The 22,583-nt window shown below is 58.4% G+C and carries 20 protein-coding genes; 9 read left to right on the top strand and 11 right to left on the bottom strand.

What is annotated here, in order from left to right:
- Positions 1–126: 126 nt before the first annotated feature.
- The 4 genes from ACR0IK_RS01250 (at position 127) to ACR0IK_RS01235 (ending at position 2,343) form a co-directional block, all read left to right on the top strand.
- Positions 127–549, top strand: a complete 423-nt coding sequence (locus ACR0IK_RS01250) for a DUF2852 domain-containing protein (protein WP_480593566.1) — start codon at positions 127–129, stop codon at positions 547–549.
- A 66-nt stretch (positions 550–615) separates the two neighbouring features.
- Entirely contained in the window at positions 616–1,047 is a 432-nt protein-coding gene (locus ACR0IK_RS01245; protein WP_480593564.1) for an RDD family protein, read from the top strand.
- A 75-nt stretch (positions 1,048–1,122) separates the two neighbouring features.
- On the top strand, positions 1,123–1,947 hold the full coding sequence (locus ACR0IK_RS01240; RefSeq protein ID WP_480593561.1) for an arginyltransferase: 825 nt from the start codon (positions 1,123–1,125) through the stop codon (positions 1,945–1,947).
- Positions 1,948–1,953: 6 nt separating this feature from the next.
- The gene (locus ACR0IK_RS01235) at positions 1,954–2,343 is read left to right on the top strand and encodes a VOC family protein (protein WP_480593556.1); all 390 of its coding nucleotides are present in this window, start codon (positions 1,954–1,956) and stop codon (positions 2,341–2,343) included.
- Positions 2,344–2,475: 132 nt separating this feature from the next.
- Here the strand turns inward: ACR0IK_RS01235 and ACR0IK_RS01230 are convergent, their stop codons facing one another.
- The 3 genes from ACR0IK_RS01230 to ACR0IK_RS01220 all read right to left on the bottom strand — a co-directional run bounded on the left by ACR0IK_RS01230 (position 2,476) and on the right by ACR0IK_RS01220 (position 6,978).
- Entirely contained in the window at positions 2,476–4,830 is a 2,355-nt protein-coding gene (locus ACR0IK_RS01230) for a TRAP transporter large permease (RefSeq protein ID WP_480640190.1), read from the bottom strand.
- 17 nt (positions 4,831–4,847) lie between these two features.
- Positions 4,848–5,774, bottom strand: coding sequence for a TRAP transporter small permease subunit (locus ACR0IK_RS01225; protein WP_480640189.1), 927 nt, complete (start codon positions 5,772–5,774; stop codon positions 4,848–4,850).
- 121 nt (positions 5,775–5,895) lie between these two features.
- Positions 5,896–6,978 (bottom strand): TRAP transporter substrate-binding protein, encoded by a 1,083-nt coding sequence (locus ACR0IK_RS01220; protein WP_480593549.1) that lies wholly within the window; start codon positions 6,976–6,978, stop codon positions 5,896–5,898.
- Positions 6,979–7,226: 248 nt separating this feature from the next.
- Here ACR0IK_RS01220 and ACR0IK_RS01215 point away from each other — a divergent pair, with 248 nt between their 5' ends.
- Together ACR0IK_RS01215 and ACR0IK_RS01210 are read left to right on the top strand one after the other, a co-directional pair.
- Positions 7,227–8,660 carry a cache domain-containing protein gene (locus ACR0IK_RS01215; RefSeq protein WP_480640188.1) on the top strand — a complete coding sequence of 478 codons (1,434 nt, stop codon included), beginning with the start codon at positions 7,227–7,229 and terminating at the stop codon, positions 8,658–8,660.
- A complete protein-coding gene (locus ACR0IK_RS01210; protein ID WP_480593543.1) occupies positions 8,657–9,295 on the top strand; it encodes a response regulator transcription factor in 639 nt (212 codons plus the stop codon). The genes ACR0IK_RS01215 and ACR0IK_RS01210 overlap by 4 nt, the downstream gene beginning before the upstream one ends.
- An 81-nt stretch (positions 9,296–9,376) precedes the next feature.
- Here ACR0IK_RS01210 and ACR0IK_RS01205 read toward each other — a convergent pair whose 3' ends face one another.
- Entirely contained in the window at positions 9,377–9,760 is a 384-nt protein-coding gene (locus ACR0IK_RS01205) for a bleomycin resistance protein (RefSeq protein WP_480640187.1), read from the bottom strand.
- Between the two features lie 45 nt (positions 9,761–9,805).
- The gene (locus ACR0IK_RS01200) at positions 9,806–10,651 is read right to left on the bottom strand and encodes a HalD/BesD family halogenase (protein WP_480640186.1); all 846 of its coding nucleotides are present in this window, start codon (positions 10,649–10,651) and stop codon (positions 9,806–9,808) included.
- A gap of 424 nt (positions 10,652–11,075) precedes the next feature.
- On the opposite strand from ACR0IK_RS01200, the gene ACR0IK_RS01195 reads away from it, so the two are divergent.
- From ACR0IK_RS01195 to ACR0IK_RS01185, 3 genes are all read left to right on the top strand, one after another.
- Complete coding sequence (locus ACR0IK_RS01195; RefSeq protein WP_480640185.1) at positions 11,076–12,827, top strand: acetolactate synthase 3 large subunit; 1,752 nt, start codon at positions 11,076–11,078, stop codon at positions 12,825–12,827.
- A gap of 65 nt (positions 12,828–12,892) precedes the next feature.
- Positions 12,893–13,453 carry an acetolactate synthase small subunit gene (gene ilvN / locus ACR0IK_RS01190; protein ID WP_480593532.1) on the top strand — a complete coding sequence of 187 codons (561 nt, stop codon included), beginning with the start codon at positions 12,893–12,895 and terminating at the stop codon, positions 13,451–13,453.
- A 279-nt stretch (positions 13,454–13,732) separates the two neighbouring features.
- Complete coding sequence (locus ACR0IK_RS01185) at positions 13,733–14,485, top strand: helix-turn-helix domain-containing protein (protein WP_480593529.1); 753 nt, start codon at positions 13,733–13,735, stop codon at positions 14,483–14,485.
- Between the two features lies 1 nt (position 14,486).
- Here ACR0IK_RS01185 and ACR0IK_RS01180 read toward each other — a convergent pair whose 3' ends face one another.
- The 6 genes from ACR0IK_RS01180 to ACR0IK_RS01155 all read right to left on the bottom strand — a co-directional run bounded on the left by ACR0IK_RS01180 (position 14,487) and on the right by ACR0IK_RS01155 (position 22,519).
- Complete coding sequence (locus ACR0IK_RS01180; RefSeq protein ID WP_480640184.1) at positions 14,487–15,269, bottom strand: DUF2189 domain-containing protein; 783 nt, start codon at positions 15,267–15,269, stop codon at positions 14,487–14,489.
- A gap of 30 nt (positions 15,270–15,299) precedes the next feature.
- Positions 15,300–16,694, bottom strand: a complete 1,395-nt coding sequence (locus ACR0IK_RS01175; protein WP_480640183.1) for an amidase — start codon at positions 16,692–16,694, stop codon at positions 15,300–15,302.
- A 105-nt stretch (positions 16,695–16,799) separates the two neighbouring features.
- The gene (locus tag ACR0IK_RS01170; RefSeq protein WP_480640182.1) at positions 16,800–17,474 is read right to left on the bottom strand and encodes a M50 family metallopeptidase; all 675 of its coding nucleotides are present in this window, start codon (positions 17,472–17,474) and stop codon (positions 16,800–16,802) included.
- 24 nt (positions 17,475–17,498) lie between these two features.
- A complete protein-coding gene (gene prfB, locus ACR0IK_RS01165) occupies positions 17,499–18,626 on the bottom strand; it encodes a peptide chain release factor 2 (RefSeq protein WP_480593520.1) in 1,128 nt (375 codons plus the stop codon).
- Positions 18,627–18,716: 90 nt separating this feature from the next.
- A complete protein-coding gene (locus ACR0IK_RS01160) occupies positions 18,717–21,203 on the bottom strand; it encodes a penicillin-binding protein 1A (RefSeq protein WP_480640181.1) in 2,487 nt (828 codons plus the stop codon).
- Between the two features lie 95 nt (positions 21,204–21,298).
- Complete coding sequence (locus tag ACR0IK_RS01155) at positions 21,299–22,519, bottom strand: N-acetylmuramoyl-L-alanine amidase (protein ID WP_480640180.1); 1,221 nt, start codon at positions 22,517–22,519, stop codon at positions 21,299–21,301.
- Positions 22,520–22,583 lie beyond the last annotated feature (64 nt).

Genomic DNA, 22,583 nt, shown 5'->3' with positions numbered 1-22,583 from the left:
AGGTCAACCGAAGAAGGTCCCGCCGCACCTAATGTGAATCTTTTTCACATCGACCCCTTGCAACGGGCCGCGCGCTCCCCATCTTAACAATGTCAAAACGATTAACATCAACCCCGGAGACCACAAATGACTGCACTATCCGACCCCGCCGTCCCTGAAAACCCGGGATGGCTGCACCGTATCGAAGCCTGGCTTGACGACAAGGGCAAGGGCGCCTGGATCGCCGTCATGGTCCTTGGTTTCATCTTCTTCTGGCCCGTTGGCCTTGCCCTTCTGGCCTACATGATCTGGAGCAAACGCATGTTCAGCAAATCCTGCAGCCGCCGCAAATCCTGGCACAGCCACATGAGCGCGATGAAGCCTTCGGGCAACAGCGCGTTTGACGCCTACAAGGCCGACACTCTGGCGCGTCTGGAGCGGGAACAGCAGGACTTCGAGGCTTTCCTGCGCCGTTTGCGCGAAGCCAAGGACAAGGCCGAGTTTGATCAGTTCATGGATGAACGCGTCCGCGAAAGCCGCGACGAGGCTGAAAACGGCGAGCGCGCGTGATCCAATCTTGCCCTGTCCCGTCTTTCGGGACAGGGTGACCCCAATCAACGACGCGGATTACACTGAATGACTCACCTGCCTGATCCAGACAACCAACCCGAATTCTATCAATCGGTTGCAACCAAGCGCTTTGTTGCATGGCTTTTTGACATCGCCTTTATCTCACTGCTGTGCATCGTGCCGGTTTTTCTGACATTCGGCGCGGGGCTGTTCTTTTTACCGCTGATCTATGGAGTGATCAGTTTCGTCTATCGCGTCGTCACGATTGCCAACGGATCGGCAACGCTGGGGATGCGGTTCATGGGGATCGAACTGCGCGACGCCTTTGGATCTCGCATGGATACGGGTAAGGCCGTGGCCCACACTGCCGGATATTTCATCAGCATGGCGTTTTTCGTGGTTCAGATCATTTCCGTCATAATGATGCTGACCAGCGCGCGCTGTCAGGGCCTGACCGATGCGTTCCTCGGTACGGTAATGATCAACCAGCGGGCATAAAAATCAGCCGATTGAATCACTTGGCGGCTCAAGGAACCGTTGTTATCATCCTATCTCAGGAAACACGGAACCTTCATGCGACACACGCTGCCAATCGCGCCGCAATTCTATGTGACGGCACCCCAGCCCTGCCCTTACCTTGAGGGCAGGATGGAGCGCAAGCTGTTCACCGCCCTGCAGGGCGAAGGGGCCGATCAGCTGAACAACTCACTGTCGCAACAGGGGTTTCGCCGGTCTCAGAACGTGCTTTACCGCCCGTCCTGCACCGATTGTGCAGCCTGTCTGTCCGCCCGCATCGACGTCTCGGCCTTTCGCCCCAGCAAAAGCCAGAAACGCACCGCCAAACGCAATGCGCACCTGCGGCGCCGGGCAAATTCGCCTTGGGCAACGGATGAACAGTACGATCTGTTTCGCCGCTATCTCGATAGCCGCCACGCCGATGGCGGCATGGCCGATATGGACGTGTTTGAATTCGCCGCCATGATCGAAGAAACCCCGATCCGCAGCCGCGTGGTGGAATATGCCGACCCCGAAACCGATCAACTGATTGCTGTCAGCCTGACCGACGTTCTGGATGACGGGCTTAGCATGGTCTATTCCTTCTATGACCCGGAACAGCCCCAAAATTCGCTGGGCACCCATATGATCCTCGATCATATCGACATCGCGCGCGAGGCTGGCCTGCCCTATGTCTATCTCGGCTATTGGGTGCCTGGCAGTCCCAAGATGGGATACAAAGCGCGTTTCTCGGGGCTTGAGGCCTATATGCAGGGCAATTGGAACCGCGTCGACAATCCGGCCGCATTGGCCGAGGCCAGCCATCACCCCCTTTCTACGGCCCCAATCGCGGAACAGGTCGCAGGCATTCAGCTGCCCGACCGCCACCCGACCAAAGGGTGATCCTTCATGCATCAGAGCCTACACGCCGTCACCCTTGTGGTGCCGGATTACGATACCGCCATCGCATTCTACACCCGCACACTGAGCTTCACCCTGACGCAGGACATTGATCTGGGCGGCGGTAAACGTTGGGTGCTGGTGACACCTCCGGGTTCAGCCGGTGCCTCCCTATTGCTGGCCCGGGCTGACGGTCTGAACCAGACCGCCGCCATCGGCAATCAGACCGGAGGACGCGTTGGCTTCTTCCTGCAAACGGATGACTTTGACCGCGACCACGCCGCAATGCGCGCCAAGGGTGTCCATTTCGAAGAAAACCCAAGACACGAACCCTATGGCACAGTTGCCGTTTGGCGCGACCCTTTCGGCAATCGTTGGGACCTGATCCAGTTCACCTGATCCACCTTTCCTCCGGCTAAAACACCTCGGGGTTAAATTGGCCGCAGGCCAAGAAGGGGCTGGTCCCTTCCGCAATTCACCAAAGCAAAGGGGGCCATATGGCCCCCTTTTCTATTTAATCACAGCAACATATCAGTTCGGGATCAGATCCGGTACGATGGTCACAATCGACGGGAAGAACCACAGGATCGCAATCCCAACAACCTGAATGATCACGAAAGGCACGATACCGCGATAAATATGGCCTGTTGTCACCTCTTTCGGCGCGACCCCCCGCAGGTAGAACAGCGCAAAGCCGAACGGAGGCGTCAGGAACGAGGTCTGCAGGTTCACAGCCACCATGATTGTTACCCATTTCGGATCGAACGACCCGCCATAGATCACCGGACCCACAATTGGGATCACGATGTAGATGATCTCGAGGAAGTCCAGCACGAACCCAAGAATGAACAGCACCAGCATCACGATCAGGAAGACCGTGAACTCGTTGTCAAAGCTCTTGAGGAACTGCTGGATATAGTGCTCACCCCCAAACGAGATCACCACAAGGTTCAGCAACTGCGACCCGATCAGGATGGTAAAGACCATCGAGGTCACCTTGGCCGTCTCACGCACCACCGGGGTCAGCACCCCACTGGAGAACAGGACCCAGCAGCCGTAGATCAGGCCGAACAGCGCATACAGGTACGTTGCATAGGCCAGAACGAAGGCAATCCAGGTTTCCACCGTTACGTTGCCTTGGTTGACGCGCAGGTCGAAGTTCACACCCAGAACAAGGCAGATGATGACGGCAAAGGTCGACCAGATGATCACTTTGCCCGAGCGCTCCTGATCCTGCAGCTTGCGATAAGCCGCCAGCATGATCGCCCCGCCTGCCCCCAGCGCAGCCGCCGGTGTCGGGTTGGTGATACCCCCAAGGATTGATCCGAGCACTGCGATGATCAGAACCAGCGGCGGGAAGACCACCCGGATCAGATCGTTGCTCGAACACCGTATCGCCGCCTCCTTAGACCCGTAGATGGCCAGCGCAAACGGTACCGCCAGCAACAGGAACGTGGCCCCGGACGAGGTCGTCGGCGCGATCAAGACCAAATCAACCAGCAGCATCAGCAGCAGGCCAATGGTGCCGACGATCAGCGGCTGCGGCGATTTCGACGGTGCGATACCGCGTCCCATCAGCAAGGTCAGACCCAGCAGCACCACAACCACGGCAACACCATTGCCAATCGGAGCAGCCGCGGCAATCTTGGCTTCCAGAGCTGAGGCCAGTTCTTCCTCGCTCAGGCGTGTGGACGCGGCCGTTCCACCGGCTGCGTCGATAGCCTCTTGCTCGGCTACGGCCTGATCCCATGCAGATTGCCCGTGCAGCTCGATCATCGATGCCTGACACTCCGCCGACACGTTGGTGCGCAGCGAGGCGCCGGCGCCGATATCCGAAAACGCAGAGACATTGATATTCTGGCTGCCTATAACACCGGCGCTGCCCAGCAGAACCGCGCCCACGATCAGCGCGACCGGCGCCCCCAGAAGCCAGGTCAGCCCTTCGGCACGGGTGATCGGCTCACCGCTTCCGCCCGCCATCTCAACCGCTGGTGCCTTTTCCGGGTTCAGCAGCGCATAACCAAAGGCGTAAAGCGCATAGAGCAAGGCCAGCATGATCCCCGGCAATAGCGCCGCCTGGAACAAAGTACCCACCGAGACAACAGCAGGCTCACCCAGATAGGTCAACGCATCAGTGCATCCGGCCTCAACAGCGCGGGTTTCCTGCGCGGTGGAATACAGATCTCCGGCCAGCGTCCCCAGCAGAACGATCACGATCGAAGGGGGAATGATCTGTCCCAGCGTCCCCGAGGCCGCAATCACACCGGTCGCCAGTTCCGGCGAATAGTTGTTCCGCAGCATGGTCGGCAGCGCCAGCAGGCCCATGGTCACAACGGTCGCGCCCACGATCCCGGTCGAAGCCGCCAGAAACGCGCCCACAACCACGATCGACACGGCCAGACCACCCGGCAGGGGGCCAAAGACACGCGCCATCGTGGTCAGCAGGTCGTTGGCAATCTTCGAGCGTTCCAGCGTGATACCCATCAGCACGAACATCAGCACAGCCAGCAGGGTCTCGATGGATTGACCTGCCAGAACACGCTCGTTGATACGGTTCACGATGAACGAGACGTTGCGATCCAACGCGGTTTCCCAACCCTGCACAAAAACAGGCTCGGCGATCCGCGGTAAGTCCGGGTATCGGAACACGGACACGGTATCGGGCTTAACCCCTGAATTGACCAGATCCCGATAGGCTTGTGATCCGGTGTCAATCGCCTGGTGGATCAACAGCCCTGCACTGTCCAGCGCCGCGATGATCCCGAAGGAAATGATCCCTGCCCCACCAATGGCAAAGGCCACCGGAAAACCGGAAAGGATGCCTCCGAAAAGGCAAAAGAATACGATAATGAGGCCTATCTCGACGCCATCAAGTCCGAATAGCATTGTCTTGGTCTCCGTCCTTAATGTGCGCCTTCGTAGGCTTCTTCACCCTCGCCAAGGGTGTCCTTGTCGAGGTATTTTCCAACGCTGTCCGGTCCTTCAACGTATTCCAGATACGATCGGTACAGGAAGGCGATCGCGTGCAAGAACACCATGGCCGCGAAGCAGACCAGCAGGATTTTGAACAGGAAATAAGCGTTGAATCCGTTTGGGCTGAACCCGATGGTTTCCACGTTCCACCGCAGCGCGCGGGACTTCGCGATCAACCGATCCAGCGCGTCACTGGCCGATGGTTTCGGTACGATCAGGTGCCGCCACATGAAATACCAGCCATACATCCATGTCAGCACGGCGATGGGCATCATGAAAAACAACGATCCCAGCATATCGATCACGCGCTTGGCCCGGTGGCTGATCCCGGCATAGACCAGATCGACACGTACATGACCGCCCTGAACGAAGGTGTAGGTGCAGCACAGGCAAACGACCATCGCGTTATACAGCTTCAGCTCTTCCGCGTACCAGCTGATATCCTGATTGAACGGTATGCCCAGACCAAAAGACATGTCCGGCCGCGCAAACACCCGTTGCATGAAAACGATAACGATTTGCTGAATCACCATCAGCAGTCCCGCCCAGGCAAAGAAACGCCCCGTCGTGTTGGCAAACCCTTCAAGGACGCGAACCATCCCCCACATAAAGCTCCGGTAGTAGAACCCGATGGCCGTCAAAACCAGAAAGAAGGTGAATACCACAAAGAAGAACTCGACCGATCCGCCGTAATAGACAAAGCGCATGATTGCTTCTTTGTCCGACCAGTTCAGCCAGAGTTGCGGATGCGTGATGGCGTATCCGAAATTATCGAAGGCTTCGGCGATGTTCTGAACGAACCAGATCAGTCCGTTCCACAGGGCGCCAAAGAACGAGATACCGTTATCGTCCTGCATGTTGTCCCCAGGTCGTATCGGTTGCACTGCTATTGTTTGCGGCTTTGTCCGAACCGCGCATGTGCAACAGGAAAGGTTTCCCCACTATTGCGGGGAAACCAGTCTAGCATAGTTTCAAGAATTAACCGCGTACGCGGTCGCGCTGCGTGGTGTAAGCACCCGACGACAGGTTCAACCAAGCCGACGACGCGGCCATCGACGCCATCGCGCTGTCGTGGATTTTCTTGAACAGTTCATCACCCATGTTTTCATCCAGAACTTCCTGGCTGGCCTGACCGAAGGCATCCCAAACGCTGTCCGGGAATGCCAGAACCTTCACGCCACCCGACTGCAGACGCTGCAGAGCGGCACCATTGTTGGCAAGGAATTGCGCCAGGTTCCACTGGTGCGCTTCGGCGGCGGCAAGCTCGATGATCTTTTGCTGCGCCGGGGTCAGCTCGTCGAAGACATCGCGGTTGGTTGCCAGGGAAAGACCCGCTGCCGGCTCGTGGAAGCCCGCTGTATAGAAAGTCTTGGTGATTTCCTGGAAGCCCATCTTTTCGTCGGCCCATGGACCGATCCATTCGGTGCCGTCGATCGCGCCCGAGGACAGTGCCTGGTAAACTTCGGAACCGGGGATGTTCTGAACGGATGCACCCAGCTTGCCCAATGCCTGCCCGCCAAGACCCGGCATCCGGAACTTCAGGCCCTGGAAATCTTCGGGGCCGTTGATCTCTTTCGAGAACCAGCCGCCCGCCTGCGCGCCGGTGTTCCCGGCGAGGAAGGATTTCAAACCAAAGATTTCACCCAGTTCGTCATGTAGCTCCATGCCGCCGTCATGGTAGTACCAGTTCACCTGTTCCTGCGCGGTCATGCCGAAGGGAACGGCGGTGAAGAAGGCATAGCCAGGGTGCTGACCGACGAAGTAGTAGTCAGCCGCGTGATACATATCGGCCTGACCCGACGATACGGCGTCAAAAACCTCAAACGCGCCAACCAGTTCACCGGCGGCTTTGATGTCAATCGTAAGGCTGCCATCCGACATCGCATTAATGCTGTCTGCACACCGCTGCGCGCTGTCAAACACACCTGCCGCACCACGACCCCACGAGGTCACCATGGTCAGGGTACGATTACCCTGCGCATAGGCCGGAGCTGCCAGCGTGGTGGCCGCAGCTGCCGAGCCGCCCAGAGCAGATGTTTTCAGAAATGAACGACGATCCATATGAGTGTTCCTCCCCTACATATTCTAAACCCGGACAAAATCCGGGCGCGGTCGTTGTCAGTGCGCGTCAGACTAAGGGGCAGGTCCTGAATGTGAATACCTATTACTGCGTAGACGGCCGGGTTTTTCGGGCCTCAACGACTGAAAACGCGCAAGTTACAAAGAATTCCCAAGATTTCTGGCCAATATAATGCGCGTGTGACCCAAAAATTTTGCATTTTCCCGCGCGCTTGCGTATCGATTCGACCATGAGGGGACTTCGAAACCTGATCTCACTGACCTATGGCCAGAAGCTGTCGCTTGTTGCGGCAATTCCACTGGTCGTGGCCGTGGCAGCAATTGCGTTGCTGGTCGCCCATGAATCCCGCGCAACCGCCGAGCGCGAGATTCAGGCGCTGGAGCGCCGGTTGATCGAAGCCAAGAAAGAAGAGCTGAAGAACTACGTCACGCAGGCCAGGAACGGTTTCGCCTATATCTACGGACGTGCCTCGCCTGATGATCATGTCGCCAAAAAACTGGTAACGCAGATCCTGTCCGCAATGATCTACGGGAAAGACGGATTCTTTTTCGTCTATGACTATGACGGCAACAACCTCGTTAGCCCGCGTCAAACCGAGTTCATCAACCGCAACTGGGAGGGCCTGACAGACAGCGACGGCATCCCGATTGTGGACGAGTTCATCAGCCTCGCCCGGCAAGGGGCTGGTTGGCACAGCTTTATGTGGCAAAAGCCTTCGACCGGGGAAGAGGCGCAGATGATCGCCTACGTCGTCGGCCTGCAGGATTGGCAATGGGCCGTCGGCACCGGCGTCTTCATCGACGATATCGTGGCGACCGTCGCCAACGCCCGGGCAGAAGTCGAAGCGCGCGTACAGCGCACCTTCTTGTATATTGGTGGTATCGTTGTGGCCGCCGTGCTGATTGTCTTTGCCTCGGGCATGTTGCTCAATGTCCGCGAGCGACGGCTGGCAGATGCCAAGCTCAAGGAACTGACCCAGCGGGTTTTTGACGCGCAGGAAGAAGAGCGCGGCCGCGTAGCGCGCGAATTACACGACGGGATCAGCCAAATTCTTGTCGGGGTTCGTTACGCGCTGGACAACACAAGGCGACGGATGGATCGCGGAGACGATGATGGCGCCCGCGCGCCCTTGGACAAGGGCATCGACCACCTCGGCACCGCCATCACCGAAGTCCGCCGCATCAGCCGCGATCTGCGCCCCGGCGTCTTGGACGATCTGGGCCTCGGCCCCGCCCTGAAAACGCTGACCGACGATTTCCGAGAACGCACTGGGATCGAGACCGAGTTCACGACGGTGGTGTTCCGAAACCGTCTGGATCAGGACAGCAAGATCGCCCTCTACCGCATCGCGCAAGAGGCCCTGACGAATATCGAACGCCATTCTGGCGCAACCCGTGTTAATATCGACCTGCGCGGCCATAAAAAAGGCGCCACGATGCGCATCACCGACAACGGTCGGGGCCTGCCCAACGGACAGGGTCAGGCAAGCACCGGGATCGGGTTGCGCAACATGCAGGAACGTATCGAACAGCTTGACGGCTCCCTGCGCATTCTGTCATCACGCGGCCCGCGTGGCGGCACCGTGATCGAGGCCAGTCTGCCGCTCAGCCACCTGCTCCCGCCGCGGGAAGATGCATCTCCGAACCGAAAGGCCGGTACATGACAATCCGAGTACTCATTGTAGACGATCACCCGATGGTGGCCGAAGGGATCCAGTCGATCCTTGAAAGCTATCCCGAAATCGCGGTAGTCGGCACGCTCGGCACTGGTCAGGAGGCTGTTGACCAGGCTACAGACCTTTCCCCTGATGTCATCCTGATGGATCTTAACATGCCTGGTCTCGGCGGTCTCAGCGCAACCGAGATGATCCTCGAGCGTTTGCCCAACACCCGCATCCTGATCCTGTCGATGCATGACAGCCCGGAATACATCTCGACCGCGCTCAGCCACGGTGCCAAGGGCTATGTGTTGAAAGACGTCCCGACAGACGAGATCAAACAGGCCATCGATGCTGTGATGCGCGGCGAGCAATACCTGTGCACCGGGGCAAGCGGATCACTGGAACCCAAGAAAGACAGCGCACGCGAGGCGCTGACGGGGCGCGAACAGACGATCCTGCTGGAACTGGCACAGGGTAAATCCAACAAAGAGGTCGCCCTGGCACTGGAAATCTCGGTGCGCACGGTGGAAACCCACCGCAAGAACATCAAGCGCAAGCTGGGGATTTCCTCCACCGCCGGCCTGACCCGCTACGCTCTTGAACATGGGGTACTGCAAGGCACCAGCCCAGGCTTCTAGGCGCACCCGCAGCGCGGCACGCGCTGCCCGGCCCAACCGACGGAGATGTGCCGCAGGCGCGTTGACAGCGGGCGGGAGCGCCTAACCTCTCGGGCGGATGTCCTGACCAAAAAACACCAGCGTGCCATCTTCGTCGATGACATGAAACTCGCGTTGCTGATAGGGCTGATCGAAAGGTGGGCGCACCCGTCCATTGGGAAGATCTGCCAATCGAGTACTCAGGTTCTCATACAGTTCGTCGATCCCATCCACATCTACGTAAAACGATTGATCATCCCCCAACGGCAGGCCGTCGTCGCGCGGTGGGCATTCCAGCAACCGGATGGCCACAGAGCCCAAAGACAGGAACGCGTAATTGTCCTGCCGGAACCCGCAGGAAAACCCCAAACGGTCGCAATAGAATTCAATCTGCTTCTGCAAGGATGAACACAGAACAAAAGGCGTAAGCTGCAATATCTCTGGCACCAGTACCTCCGGCCGCAGAATGACTCAGCCATAGTCTAGCACATCTTAGTCCAGCAACTGATCCTTTCTCAGCCCCTCTCGTTCATGATGACGCGGCAAAACCCGCCCATAGAGTTGCTGCGTGCGTTCGACGCTGCCGCACATCCCCTCGGCCTCGACAAACGAGAATATCCCGACATAACGGTTGCGCGCGCCCTCTACCGGAGCCACCCGGTGCAACGCATATCGCCCCTTGAATATCTGCAGATCACCCGGCTGCAGTTTCAGTTCACGCACTCTCGACATATCCCCGTCCAGAATGGACGCCACTTCTCTGAAATTCTCATCCGCAGCAGTTCTCAGGTTTGGGACATATTCAAATGCTCCCCCGGCCTCACCGTTCTGAATGGCCAAAGTGACAGTGTAGTTGTTGGTGTCGAAATGCCACGGGAACCCCTGCCCCTCTTCCACCACGTTGATGATCACATCGGCCAGTGGATCGTCGTAGCGAAAGAACCGGTCATCAGTTTCATTCAGAGCGTCACGTATAAACGGCATGAATCCCTCGAACTCATATATGCGACGCAATGGGCCGGTTTGGGGAAAGTTATCTGCCGGAACAAACGCGTTCGAGCGGTCGAAGAAACGGCGTATCGGGTGGCCGATCCCAAAGCTCGGATCATCCTTGGTAAAATAGGCGTTTGTCCTGTTGAAAGACCGGTGCGCCCGGGGCGCGACAGCGACTGCTTCTTTGACCAGCGCTTCAAGCCCCGCCTCATGGGCAAACCCTGGCAAAACCGCGCACCCGTCCTCATCCAATTCCCGTCGCAGATCCGAAATCAACTGATCATAGGCGCGCGAGCCCGGGCAATCGATGGGATATCGACCAAGATCCACCAAATCCGCCAACATGAACCACCTCCCTGAACGCACTCTTTGGGAATAGCGTGCATCAGGGACAGGAGGGCCTCATGTCAGTTTAAGACATTGCACTGGCGTAATCTGACAAGTGTGAATTCGGATTCTCTCCCTTCCCACAGACCTTAATTGGCGGATATTCCCAACCTGCGTCAATCTGCGCAATAAAATGTCGCAAAATCCACCCATCAGGTTACAAAATTGGTGCAATTGCCTGTTGACGCCCCGTCGCACCGCTCATAATGTCCCAGCACGCAAAAAAGGAGCCTCTGGCGATGAAAGCGCTAGTCGTAATCGTAGGAACAACGCGCATGGGCCGGTAACGGTAAACCATAATCGAACCCATGCGCCTCCGAAAAATCTCGGGGGCTTTTTTTATGCAAAACGCAAGACACATGTCGCGAACGGAGCAAAGCAGATGACACGTGAGATGACCGGCGCAAAGATGGTGGTTCAGGCCCTCAAGGATCAGGGCGTGGACACGGTATTCGGATACCCCGGCGGCGCCGTGCTACCGATCTATGATGAGATATTTCTGCAGAACGACATCCGTCACATCCTGGTGCGGCATGAACAGGGCGCGATCCACGCCGCTGAAGGTTATGCGCGGTCGACAGGCAAACCCGGCGTAGCCCTTGTGACATCCGGTCCCGGCGCGACCAATGCGGTGACGGGTCTGACGGATGCATTGCTGGATTCGATCCCAATCGTCGTTCTGACCGGACAGGTCCCGACCTTCATGATCGGCTCTGACGCCTTTCAGGAAGCCGACACCGTTGGCATCACCCGCCCCTGCACCAAGCATAACTGGCTGGTGAAGGACACGGATTCGCTGGCCGATACCATTCACGAGGCGTTCCACGTTGCCACCTCGGGCCGCCCCGGTCCGGTGCTGATCGACGTTCCCAAGGACGTGCAGTTTGCCTCGGGCGAGTATTCGCCCCCCAAACCCTCGACCTCGCACTATCAGCCGGTTTTGAAAGGCGATCTGGAAGAGATCACCGAACTGGTCGCAGCTATGGAGACAGCAAAGAAGCCCGTCTTCTACACCGGCGGCGGCGTCATCAACTCGGGTCCGGCGGCCAGCCAGTTGCTGCGCGAACTGGTGGACGCAACCGGATTCCCGATCACCTCGACCCTGATGGGTCTGGGTGCCTATCCGGCATCGGGTGAGAACTGGCTGGGCATGCTGGGGATGCACGGGTTGTACGAAGCCAATCTCGCGATGCATGACTGCGACCTGATGATCAATATCGGCGCGCGGTTCGATGACCGTATCACTGGTCGGATCGACGCGTTCTCGCCGAATTCGAAGAAGGCGCATATCGACATCGACCCGTCATCGATCAACAAGGTCATCCGTGTTGATATACCGATTGTCGGCGATGTAGGCCATGTGCTCGAGGATGTCCTCAAGGTCTGGAAGGCACGCGGTCGCAAGACCGACGCGGCCGCCGTCAAGCAATGGCAGGCACAGATCAGCGACTGGCGCAAGGTCAACTGCCTCGCCTACACCAACAGCGAAAAGACCATCAAGCCGCAATACGCGCTGCAACGACTTGAAGAGCTGACCAAAAACCACGACCGTTACATCACCACCGAAGTTGGCCAGCACCAGATGTGGGCGGCGCAATACCTCGGGTTTGAAGATCCCAACCGCTGGATGACGTCGGGCGGCCTGGGCACGATGGGCTATGGCTTCCCTGCCTCTGTTGGCGTGCAGATGGCGCATCCGGACGCGCTGGTGATCAATGTGGCCGGTGAAGCCTCGTGGCTGATGAACATGCAGGAAATGGGCACCGCGGTTCAGTACCGCCTGCCGGTGAAACAGTTCATCCTGAACAACGAACGTCTTGGTATGGTCCGCCAGTGGCAGGAGCTGTTGCATGGCGAGCGGTACTCGCAATCGTGGTCCGAAGCCCTGCCCGATTTCGTCAAACTCGCCGATGCGTTTGGCGCCAAAGGCATCCTGTGTTCCGATCCCGCCGATCTGGATGACGCGATCATGGAGATGCTCAACTATGACGGCCCGGTGATCTTTGACTGTCTGGTTGAAAAGCACGAGAACTGCTTTCCCATGATCCCGTCGGGCAAAGCGCATAACGAGATGCTGCTGGGCGAGGCCGAGACGCAGGGCGTGATCGATTCCAAAGGCTCGGTGCTGGTTTAAAATTCGACGAATTTTGTCGGGCGTCCCGCGCGCCAGACACCACATGGATGATGAAAGGGACATAAATGTCTGCCCTACATATCAAAAAAGGCTCCACCCGCCACTCGGCCTATAATCTACGGCCCACCTTCTCGGATGTTCAGGAACGCCATACGATTGCGGTTCTGGTCGAAAACGAACCCGGTGTTCTGGCCCGTGTGATCGGCCTGTTCTCGGGCCGTGGCTATAACATTGAAAGCCTGACCGTGGCCGAAGTGGACCACACCGGTCACCTCAGCCGTATCACCATCGTCACCACCGGCACACCGCAGGTGATCGAACAGATCAAGGCCCAGTTGGGCCGTATCGTGACAGTCCACGACGTGCATGACCTGACCGTTGAAGGAGACTCGGTCGAGCGTGAGCTGGCGATCATCAAAGTTGTCGGCGCCGGCGACAAACGGGTCGAGGCACTGCGACTGGCCGATATCTTCCGCGCCAACGTGGTCGATAGCACGCTGAACTCCTTTATCTTTGAAATCACCGGTGCACCGGACAAAATAGACGCATTTGCCGATCTGATGCGCCCGTTGGGCCTGGTCGAAGTTGCCCGCACCGGCGTCGCAGCCCTACTGCGCGGCGAGTGAGTATTGCCCCCACCCTGTCGGCGCGTCCGGCAAGGGTGGGGAATTCGGTTCGTCCATCGAATTTGGCCACCGTGAACGTGCCAGGTGCAATAAAGCCAAAAAGATCACGCAAAATAAAATAAAGCCTATTGCGTTTATAGCATTGAACGTTAGCCTCTGGATAAGACGAGGCGTTGGGATGCGCCCGTTCGTGTCATCTGTACGATTTCTACGTAGTGTCGCCCTGCCGGTCGAACACGTTGCGTATATCGAAACAAGTCGCGAGAACCTGGGACGCCTATGACCAATTCCATCCGTAACCCGGACGAGCTGCGCCGTATGTTCGGTGCGAACCTCAGGCTTCTTGCACAACAGTACACGTCGGTATCCGAACTTTGCCGACAACTCGGGATTAACCGCACGCAATTCAACAGATACTTGGGTGGCGAAAGCTTTCCCCGCCCCGACGTGCTGGACCGTATCTGCCGTTTTTTCGAAGTCGACGCCCGTATTCTGCTGCGGCCACTGGACGAGATTGACCACGCGCCCAAGCACCCGGCAGCCTCGGCCTTGACCGATTTCCTGGGCTCTGGCCCGACGACGCTGACCGAAAGCCTGTTCCCGGCCGGGTTTTATTATGCCACCGAAACCGAGTTGGACGAAACCCAGCCTTCGCGGCACAGGCTGTTTCACGCGCGCCGACTGCCGCAATGTACGCTTGTGCGAGGATACGAGCCACGTCCCGGAATGCCCGGAGCCGCCCCGAACGACCGCGAGGTTCAGGGGATCGCCGCCTGCGCCGGGCGGCAGATCTATATCCTGATGTCCAGCCGAGCGTCGCAGAATAGCCGGATTTATCTGGTGACGCGCGGGTCGGACGGAAACTCAAACCGGTGGCGCGGCGTAGCGATCTGCCTGTCGAAAACCACTGCCAGCGCCACAACGACCCGACGGATTCTTCTGCGCCATCTGGGTGAAAACCCCTCGGCGATACTGGCGGCGGCGCGCACCGCACGCCGCTCGGAAAGGCCTGTTCAGCAGGTCGTCGGATAATTCATCCCGCACCCTGATCGGACGACTGAGTGATTAACCGATACAGGTGCCAGCTTGCGTGACCCAACAGCGGCAACACGATCAACAGCCCCAAAAACCACGGTATCATCGCCACAAACGTCAGGATCGCGATGAACGCAGCCCAGACCAGCATCACACCCAGATGGTCCCGCACATAGGCGAAGCTGGCGATCATGGCGGTCACGAAATCCAGTTCCCGGTCCAACAGCATCGGGATCGAAAGCACCGTGATCATATACAGGATCGTCGCAAACACCGCGCCCACGGCGGTTCCCACAGCCAGCATCGTCAGCCCGTTGGCGGTGAAGTACACTTCCAATGAAGTCGAGACATTGGTCATCGTCGACAGTCCCATGAACAGGGCAAAGATCATATGGCCCAGAAAGAACCAGAACAGAAACATCACCACGATGATCGCGCAGATCGAGGGCAATTGACGCCGCCCCTGCTGTATGACAACGCCGAAAATGGCGCTGAAATCCAAAGTCTCCCCCTGCTCCAGCCGATGCGACACTTCATACAGCCCGACCGCAGCGAATGGTCCCAGCAGGGGAAACCCGATCGCCGCAAGCACCAGCCAGTACGAGGTACCTGTCTGCACCGTAACCCAGGCGATCGCCCATCCCGCCAGCACGTAGAAAGCGGCGAACAACAAGCCAAAAACCGGCGCGCGCCGGAAATCGACCCAAGCCCTGTGCAACGCTTCGCGCAGCATTCCCATGTCCACCGGCCCCATGTCCGGAACGCCGAAGGGTTTGTCCATTATGTCTCTCCTCCCTTGCCGGCCCTGAAATCAGGCCGGTCGTTTTTGCGGCCACCCGGTTGCGGCGTGATAGGCCGCACCGATTGACAGGATATGTGGGTCCGATCCATGCGGGCCAAAGACCTGCATCCCCATCGGCAGCGCCTCGGCCCCGAAGCCAACGGGCACTGACAGGCATGGCAAGCCGATCAGACTGACCGGTACCATGACCTCCATCCATCGATGATAGGTATCCATCTCTGTCCCGGCGATATCCGTCGGGTAAGGCGTTTCAATCTCGAACGGCCAGACCTGCGCTGACGGCAGGACCAGCGCGTCGTAGTTTTGAAACAGTTCCACAGCAATTCGGAACCACTCTGATCGTGTGACGCTGGCCTCGTGCACCTGCATCGCAGTCAGGGCCAGCCCCCGGTCCAGTTCCCACAGCGCGGTGTCTTTCAACGCCGCTCGTTGTTCCGACAACTCTGCAAGGCTGGCGGCCACGCTCCACGCGCGCAACGTGATCCAACTGTCCCAAATCCGGTCGGCCGCAAAAGGCGCAGCAATCGGAACAACCTCGGCCCCAAGTTGCGCAAACACATCCAGCGCGTCCCGGCATAACTCGCGAATGCCGTCCTGAAAAGGAAAGACCCCACTCCAATCATCCAGCCAACCGATCCGCAGTCCGTGCATATCGGCAGCCTGAACCGGCGACACTGTTTGGCTTTTGTTCCCATTAGGCTGCCGCGAATCTGGCCCCGAGATCACATCTAGCAACAGGCCCAAATCCTCGGGGCTGCGCGCCATGGGGCCAAGCGTGGACAGTTGATGCAGATACCCGTCGCCCACAGGTTCGGACGGCACCCGCCCCCAGCTTGGCCGAAACCCGTAGACATTGTTCCATGCGGCCGGATTACGCAGACTGCCCATCATATCTGACCCGTCCGCCAAGGCGACCATCCCGGTCGCCAGCGCAACAGCCGCTCCGCCTGACGACCCACCACAGGTCCGCGCCGAGTTATAGGGGTTGCGCGTTGCCCCATAGACCGGGTTGAAGGTATGAGACCCCAGCCCGAACTCCGGCACATTGGTCTTGCCAATCAGGATCGCCCCCGCCGCCCGCATCCGAGCGGCAATCAGGTCATCGTTCTGCGGCACATGATCCTTAAAAACGGGCGAACCCTGAGAGGACACGATCCCCGCAACATTGACCAGATCCTTGACCGCAATCGGCAACCCATGCAGCGGCCCCCGGTTTGGCCCGGTATCCAATACACGTGCCTCGGCCAGCAAATCATCTGGATCGCGCAAGGCCACAATGGCATTTGCCGACCCGTTGACCGCGTCGATCCGCGCCAAAGTCCGCTGCATCACTTCTACTGCTGACAACCGCCCTGCGGCGATCGCGTTCAACAAGTCGATTGTAGTCGTTTGGCTCAGATCCATTCCCGGCTCGTGCCTCCTCGGGGATCAGCCTAGCCGGGGCACTTCTCTATTTAAACCCACTGTTTGAATACATCTTTTGGCAAAGTCGGCTGGTGATCGGCAGGGCTACTGGCCAAATCTCAAGTTGCTGTCGGGCCCAAGGAAATATTTCATGCACAGAACGATCGACAAGAGGCTGAGGATAAGCCACACACCCCCCCACAGCATGGTGGTGCCACCGAATTCCTCGGCCAACATATATGCGTCCGAACGTATGCCCGAGCGGCGGATCGTGTCGTCAAAAATATCATAGGGAACATAGATCATGCTGGTCAGTCCGATGATCCGGAGAAACAGGTCACATAGAGGACGACTCAGATACCAGCCCATGGCGCACATCCCAACACCAACAACACCGCAGAACAGCATCGCGAATGGCTCGCGGACGTAAAGTAGGGTCACCAACAGCATGACCCCGCCGAAACCGCCCAGCACGGCCCTGTCCCAATGCGTGCGCAGCGCAATGAACAAGAGCCCCATGCCAAGTGCCAATGATCCGAGATAGCCCGCCGACAGGGTCAGAAAGCGATTGCCACCTCGGGCCATCACAAGCCCACCCTGTCGCGGAGAAATGGTGAAGCTTTCCACCGATCCGCCGGTTACGACAACCACGATTGCGTGCGAAAGCTCGTGCAGGAAAACGACAAGAATCTTCAGCGGAAGCACGACCGGAGTATGCCAGAGCGCAAACACCAACGTGACAATCACGATCAATTGCCAGTGGCTTTTGATCATGCTCATCCCTTGTATCCCGCAGGTCTGCAGTTAGCCTTCTCCCCGCGCCTCGGACCGGCTTTTGCCTGCCACGTTCAACGCCAGCGTTGCCGCCATAAACCCATCCAGATCACCGTCCAGTACCCCTTTGGTGTCCGAGGTTTCATGGTTGGTGCGCAAGTCCTTGACCATCTGATAGGGCTGTAAAACGTAAGACCGGATCTGATTTCCCCAGCCCGCATCGCCCTTGGCTTCATGCGCCGCATTTATGTCGGCGTTGCGACGGTCCAACTCTTGCTGATACAAACGCGATTTCAGCGCTTTCATCGCGATATCCCGGTTCTGGTGCTGCGATTTTTCGGACGAGGTAACGACAATCCCGGTCGGGATGTGGGTGATCCGTACCGCCGAATCCGTGGTATTCACGTGTTGACCGCCCGCACCGGACGAACGATAGGTATCGATGCGAATATCGGACGGGTTGACCTCGATTTCGATATTGTCGTCGACCACAGGATAGACCCAGACCGAACTGAACGAGGTGTGCCGCTTAGCCGCCGAGTCATAGGGCGAGATACGCACCAGCCGGTGCACACCGCTTTCGGACTTCAACCAACCATAGGCGTTATGGCCGGAAATCTTGTAGGCCGCGGATTTGATCCCCGCCTCTTCGCCTGCGGTCTCAGATTGCAGCTCGACCGTATAGCCCTTTTTCTCGGCCCAACGCACATACATCCGCGCCAGCATTGAGGCCCAGTCGCAGCTTTCGGTACCGCCTGCGCCCGAGTTGATTTCAAGGAAGGTGTCATTGCCATCTGCCTCGCCATCCAGCAGCGCCTCAAGCTCTTTCTTGGCAGCTTTGGCCTTCAGGCCTTTGATGGCGTTTTCAGCGTCGTCGACAACCTCTTGATCCTCTTCCATCTCACCCAGTTCGATCAGTTCAATATTGTCGCTCAGATCGGTCTTGATCGACTCATAGGTCTCAATCGCATCCACCAGCATCTGACGCTCGCGCATCAGTTTTTGTGCGTTCTCGGGATTGTCCCACAGGTTGGGATCCTCGACACGCGCATTGAATTCCTCAAGGCGATGAGGCGCGGTTTCATAGTCCATACGCTGCGCCAGCAGCTCCAGTGACTTTTCGATTTCCGCCACGGTATTCTGGGTTTCGGCGCGCATGGTCTTGTTCCAACTAGCTCAATCAGGCCTGCGTGATAGCAAGAGGTTCAGGACACCACAAGACAGCGGTGACCCTAAACATTTCTGTTGTCAGTAAAGGCCGCCGGTTGAAAGATCGCCCTGGCTTGCATTGGGCCCAACCGTGACGGTGTTACCGGTCGACGTGGTGACCTGACGGCCCGAACTGGCTTCCTCGAACAGCGGCAGGTCTGATCCCATGGCGAAACCACCGTCATACACTCGGTCGATAAAGCCATCGACGCCATCGCGGAAGTATTCGGCCACGACATAGTCGCCGGTCGCATCCGCAGGTAGGCGTGCGCCGCTGAAGCGGTCGATCTTGATGAAATGGCCACCCTCAGGCACTTCAAACGGGCCGCCCCCGTATTTCTCAACCGCTTTTTCCATAAAGCTCTGGAACACCGGACCGCACATGGTGCCACCGTAGGCCCCCTGACCCATCGGGCGTGGACGGTCATAACCGATATAGCAGCCCGCCACGATGTTCGAGGTAAACCCGATGAACCAAGCATCCTTGGATTCGTTGGTCGTTCCGGTCTTACCTGCGGTCGGCACCGGCAGATTGACGACACGGGATGCCGTACCGCGATCCACCACGCCCTTCATCATCGAGGTCAGCTGATAAGCAGTAATCGCGTCCATGACCTGAGAGCGGTTGGTCTCGATGGTCGGGGATTCATCCGGTTCCAGCCAAGCCGAGTTGCAGTCCAGACACTGGCGGTCGTCGTGACGGTAGATCGTCTTGCCGAACCGGTCCTGAATACGGTCAACCAGAGTGGGTTCGACCCGTTCCCCACCATTTGCGAACATCGCATAGGCGGCAACCATTTTGTACAGCGTGGTTTCTTCGGATCCCAGCGAGTTGGCAAGGAAAGCACCCATGCGGTCGTAAACACCGAACCGTTCAGCGTACCCCGCCACAACCGGCATCGTGACCTCTTGCGCCAGACGAATGGTCATCAGGTTCCGCGATTGCTCGATCCCCGTGCGCAACGGCGTCGGACCGTAGAATTTGTTCGACGAGTTCTTGGGGCGCCACAAGCCCTGCGGTGTATTCACCTCGATCGGGGCGTCCACAACGATGGTCGCAGGGCTATAGCCGCTGTCCAGCGCGGCGGCGTAGACGAAAGGCTTAAAGCTCGACCCTGGCTGTCGCTGTGCCTGCGTGGCGCGGTTGAACACCGAATCCTGATAGGAAAATCCACCCTGCATCGCCAGAACACGGCCCGAGTTCACGTCCATCGCGACAAAGCCGCCCTGCACTTCGGGCACCTGACGAGCGGACCACTGCCCCTCTTCCCCGGCCATTACCAGAATGACGTCGCCGCGTTTGAAGTTGGCAGAAAAGTCGCCCTGCATCCATTTGATGTCGGACCGCGGAATGACACCATCCGCCGGGCCGTTTTCAATGCCCACGGTCAGCGACTGTTCGGCCACGTTCAGAACCACTGCCGGGTACCATTGCGCCGGCAACACCACGTCGCGGGGGATTTCCATGATTGCCAGCGCGTCGCGCCATTGGGCTTCGTCGGCCAATTTCGCCTCGGGGATCACTTCACCCGTGCCGCGCCACTTGCCGCGCGACCGGTCGTATTTCTGTAGGGCGGTGCGCAGGGCCTTGGCGGCCTCGACCTGCATTTCCTCATCGACCGAGGCGCGGACGGTGAAGCCGCCGGTAAAGAACTCACCCTCACCGAAATCCTCGCTCAGTTGGCGGCGGATTTCGTCAGTGAAATAGTCGCGCGGCGGCAGCGCGGTGCGGAAGCTTTCGAAGTCGCCGTTCTGGACCGAACGCAGCGGCATCTCAACCTCGGCGTCATAGGTCGCCTGATCGATAAAGCCGTTCTGCCGCATTTCCCGTAAAACATAGTTGCGGCGATTCAGCAGGCGTTCTTTTTGCCGCACCGGATGGTAGTCCGAAGGTGCCTTGGGCATCGCGGCCAGGGTCGCGGCCTCATGCGGGGCCAATTCCTGCAGCGTTTTGTTGAAATAGGTCTGGGCAGCGGCGGTCACGCCATAAGAGTTCTGGCCCAGAAAAATCTCGTTCATATAGAGTTCGAGGATCTGTTCCTTGTCCAGCGTATCCTCAAGCCGCGTGGCGAGGATAATCTCTTTGATCTTGCGCTCGGCGCGGCGGTCACCGGACAGCAGGAAGTTCTTCATCACCTGCTGGGTAATCGTGGACGCACCGCGAACGTTTTCCCCCTTGGACTTAACGGCCTCGACCCCTGCGGCGATGATACCCCGCGGGTCATAGCCCTGATGGCTATAGAAGTTCTTGTCCTCGGCCGAGATGAATGCCTGTTTCACCAGATCGGGTATTTCCTCGGACGGCGTGAACAGACGGCGTTCCTGCGCAAACTCGTCGATCAGCTGTCCTTCACCAGAGTAAATCCGGCTGATCGTCGGCGGCTTGTACTGCGCCAGCGATTCATGGCTGGGCAGGTCACGGCCATACATCCAGAACACCGCGCCGATTACCAATGCGGCCATGAAGATACCCAAGGTGACGAGGCTGAAGATCGCCCCGAAAACGGAAAGAATGAAACGGATCACGTTGCTGCCTTTTACTCGCGCTGCCGCCTATATAGGGATGCCCCGGCGCAGGGTCAAAACACGATGGCCAATATTAGCCGGTTTGTGCCGCAGGGTCACTGGCCAATCAGGGACCGTTTGACCAGATCATCCTGCCGCCATCGCTCCAACCCGTTCAGGATACCAAGTGCCATACCTTTGCGCCATTCGGGATTTTGGATGTTTTTCAAGTCTCTGGGGCTGGACAGAAATCCAAGCTCGATCAGAACAGACGGAATATCTGCGGCCTTGAGAACCGAAAATGACGCCGAGCGGATCGGGCGGCTGTTCATGGGCCCGCCCTGCTGCGCCATTCCATCTGCCAGCGACAGCGCCAAGGCGTCCGTACGCGGTTTTGTTTCCTGCCGTGCGATGTCAAGCAGGATGTCCGTCACCTGATCGTCCGCACCGTTCAAATCAACACCCGAGATCAGATCGCTCCGGTCATGGCGCTCGGCCAGTTTTTGGCTCGCCACGTCCGAGGCTTCCTCGGACAATGTGTACACCGCGGCCCCATGCGCGCGCCCTTCCAAAAGGATATCTGCGTGCAGAGAAATGAACACATCTGCTTGCGCCCGATGCGCCAGTGAGATGCGGCGTTCCAGACTGACAAAATGGTCATCAACTCGGGTCAATACCACCTGATAACTCCCTGCCCGCAATAGCGTTTCTCGCAGTTCGCGCGCGAAAGTCAGCATCAGGGTTTTCTCATTGGTGCCCCCGGCTTCAGCCCCCGGATCAATCCCGCCATGACCGGGGTCCAGCATTACCAGTAAGGGGCCCGTACCGTCGCGACCGGGTCTCGCCGGTGTCACCGCAGGTTCCGGCAGGTCCCAGCCCGGTTGACGCGGCGCACCGGCACCGGCGGCGAAACTGTCGAAATCGGTGCCGCGCAGGTTCAACGACAAATGCGCCCTCCCCGTGACCTCATCCACCCTCAGATCTGAGGTATCGACGGCCAACGGCGCACCAAGCTCCAACACCATGCGCGACCAGCCCGGAACATAGGCCCCGAACCGCACGCCGCTGATCCGGTCGGTCCGCAAGAAGGTTTCGGCGTCCAGCCCGGTCCAGTCGACCTCCTGAAAATCCAGCACCATGCGGTAAGGATCGCGCAAGGTGAAGACCCGGTACGGCACCCCCTGGCTGAGCCCAAGCTCAACCCGAACGCCCGCGCGGCCGTCATCAGTGATGCGGCTTTGATCCGGCACGACGCGCGCAAGTGCATTGAAGTCCTGCGCATACGCAGTACTGATCAGCGCCCAGATCAGCGTGATGGCGTAGAAAATCCTGCTCATAGCCTCAAGTTATCCCGAGATCGTTTGACCGCCAGCCTACCTGACCCGTGCGGTTTTGTGAACG

This window comes from Ruegeria sp. BF7, assembly GCF_056538605.1.
The sequence above is the reverse complement of the archived record's forward strand: the minus strand, read 5'-3'. Positions and strand labels throughout refer to the sequence as shown.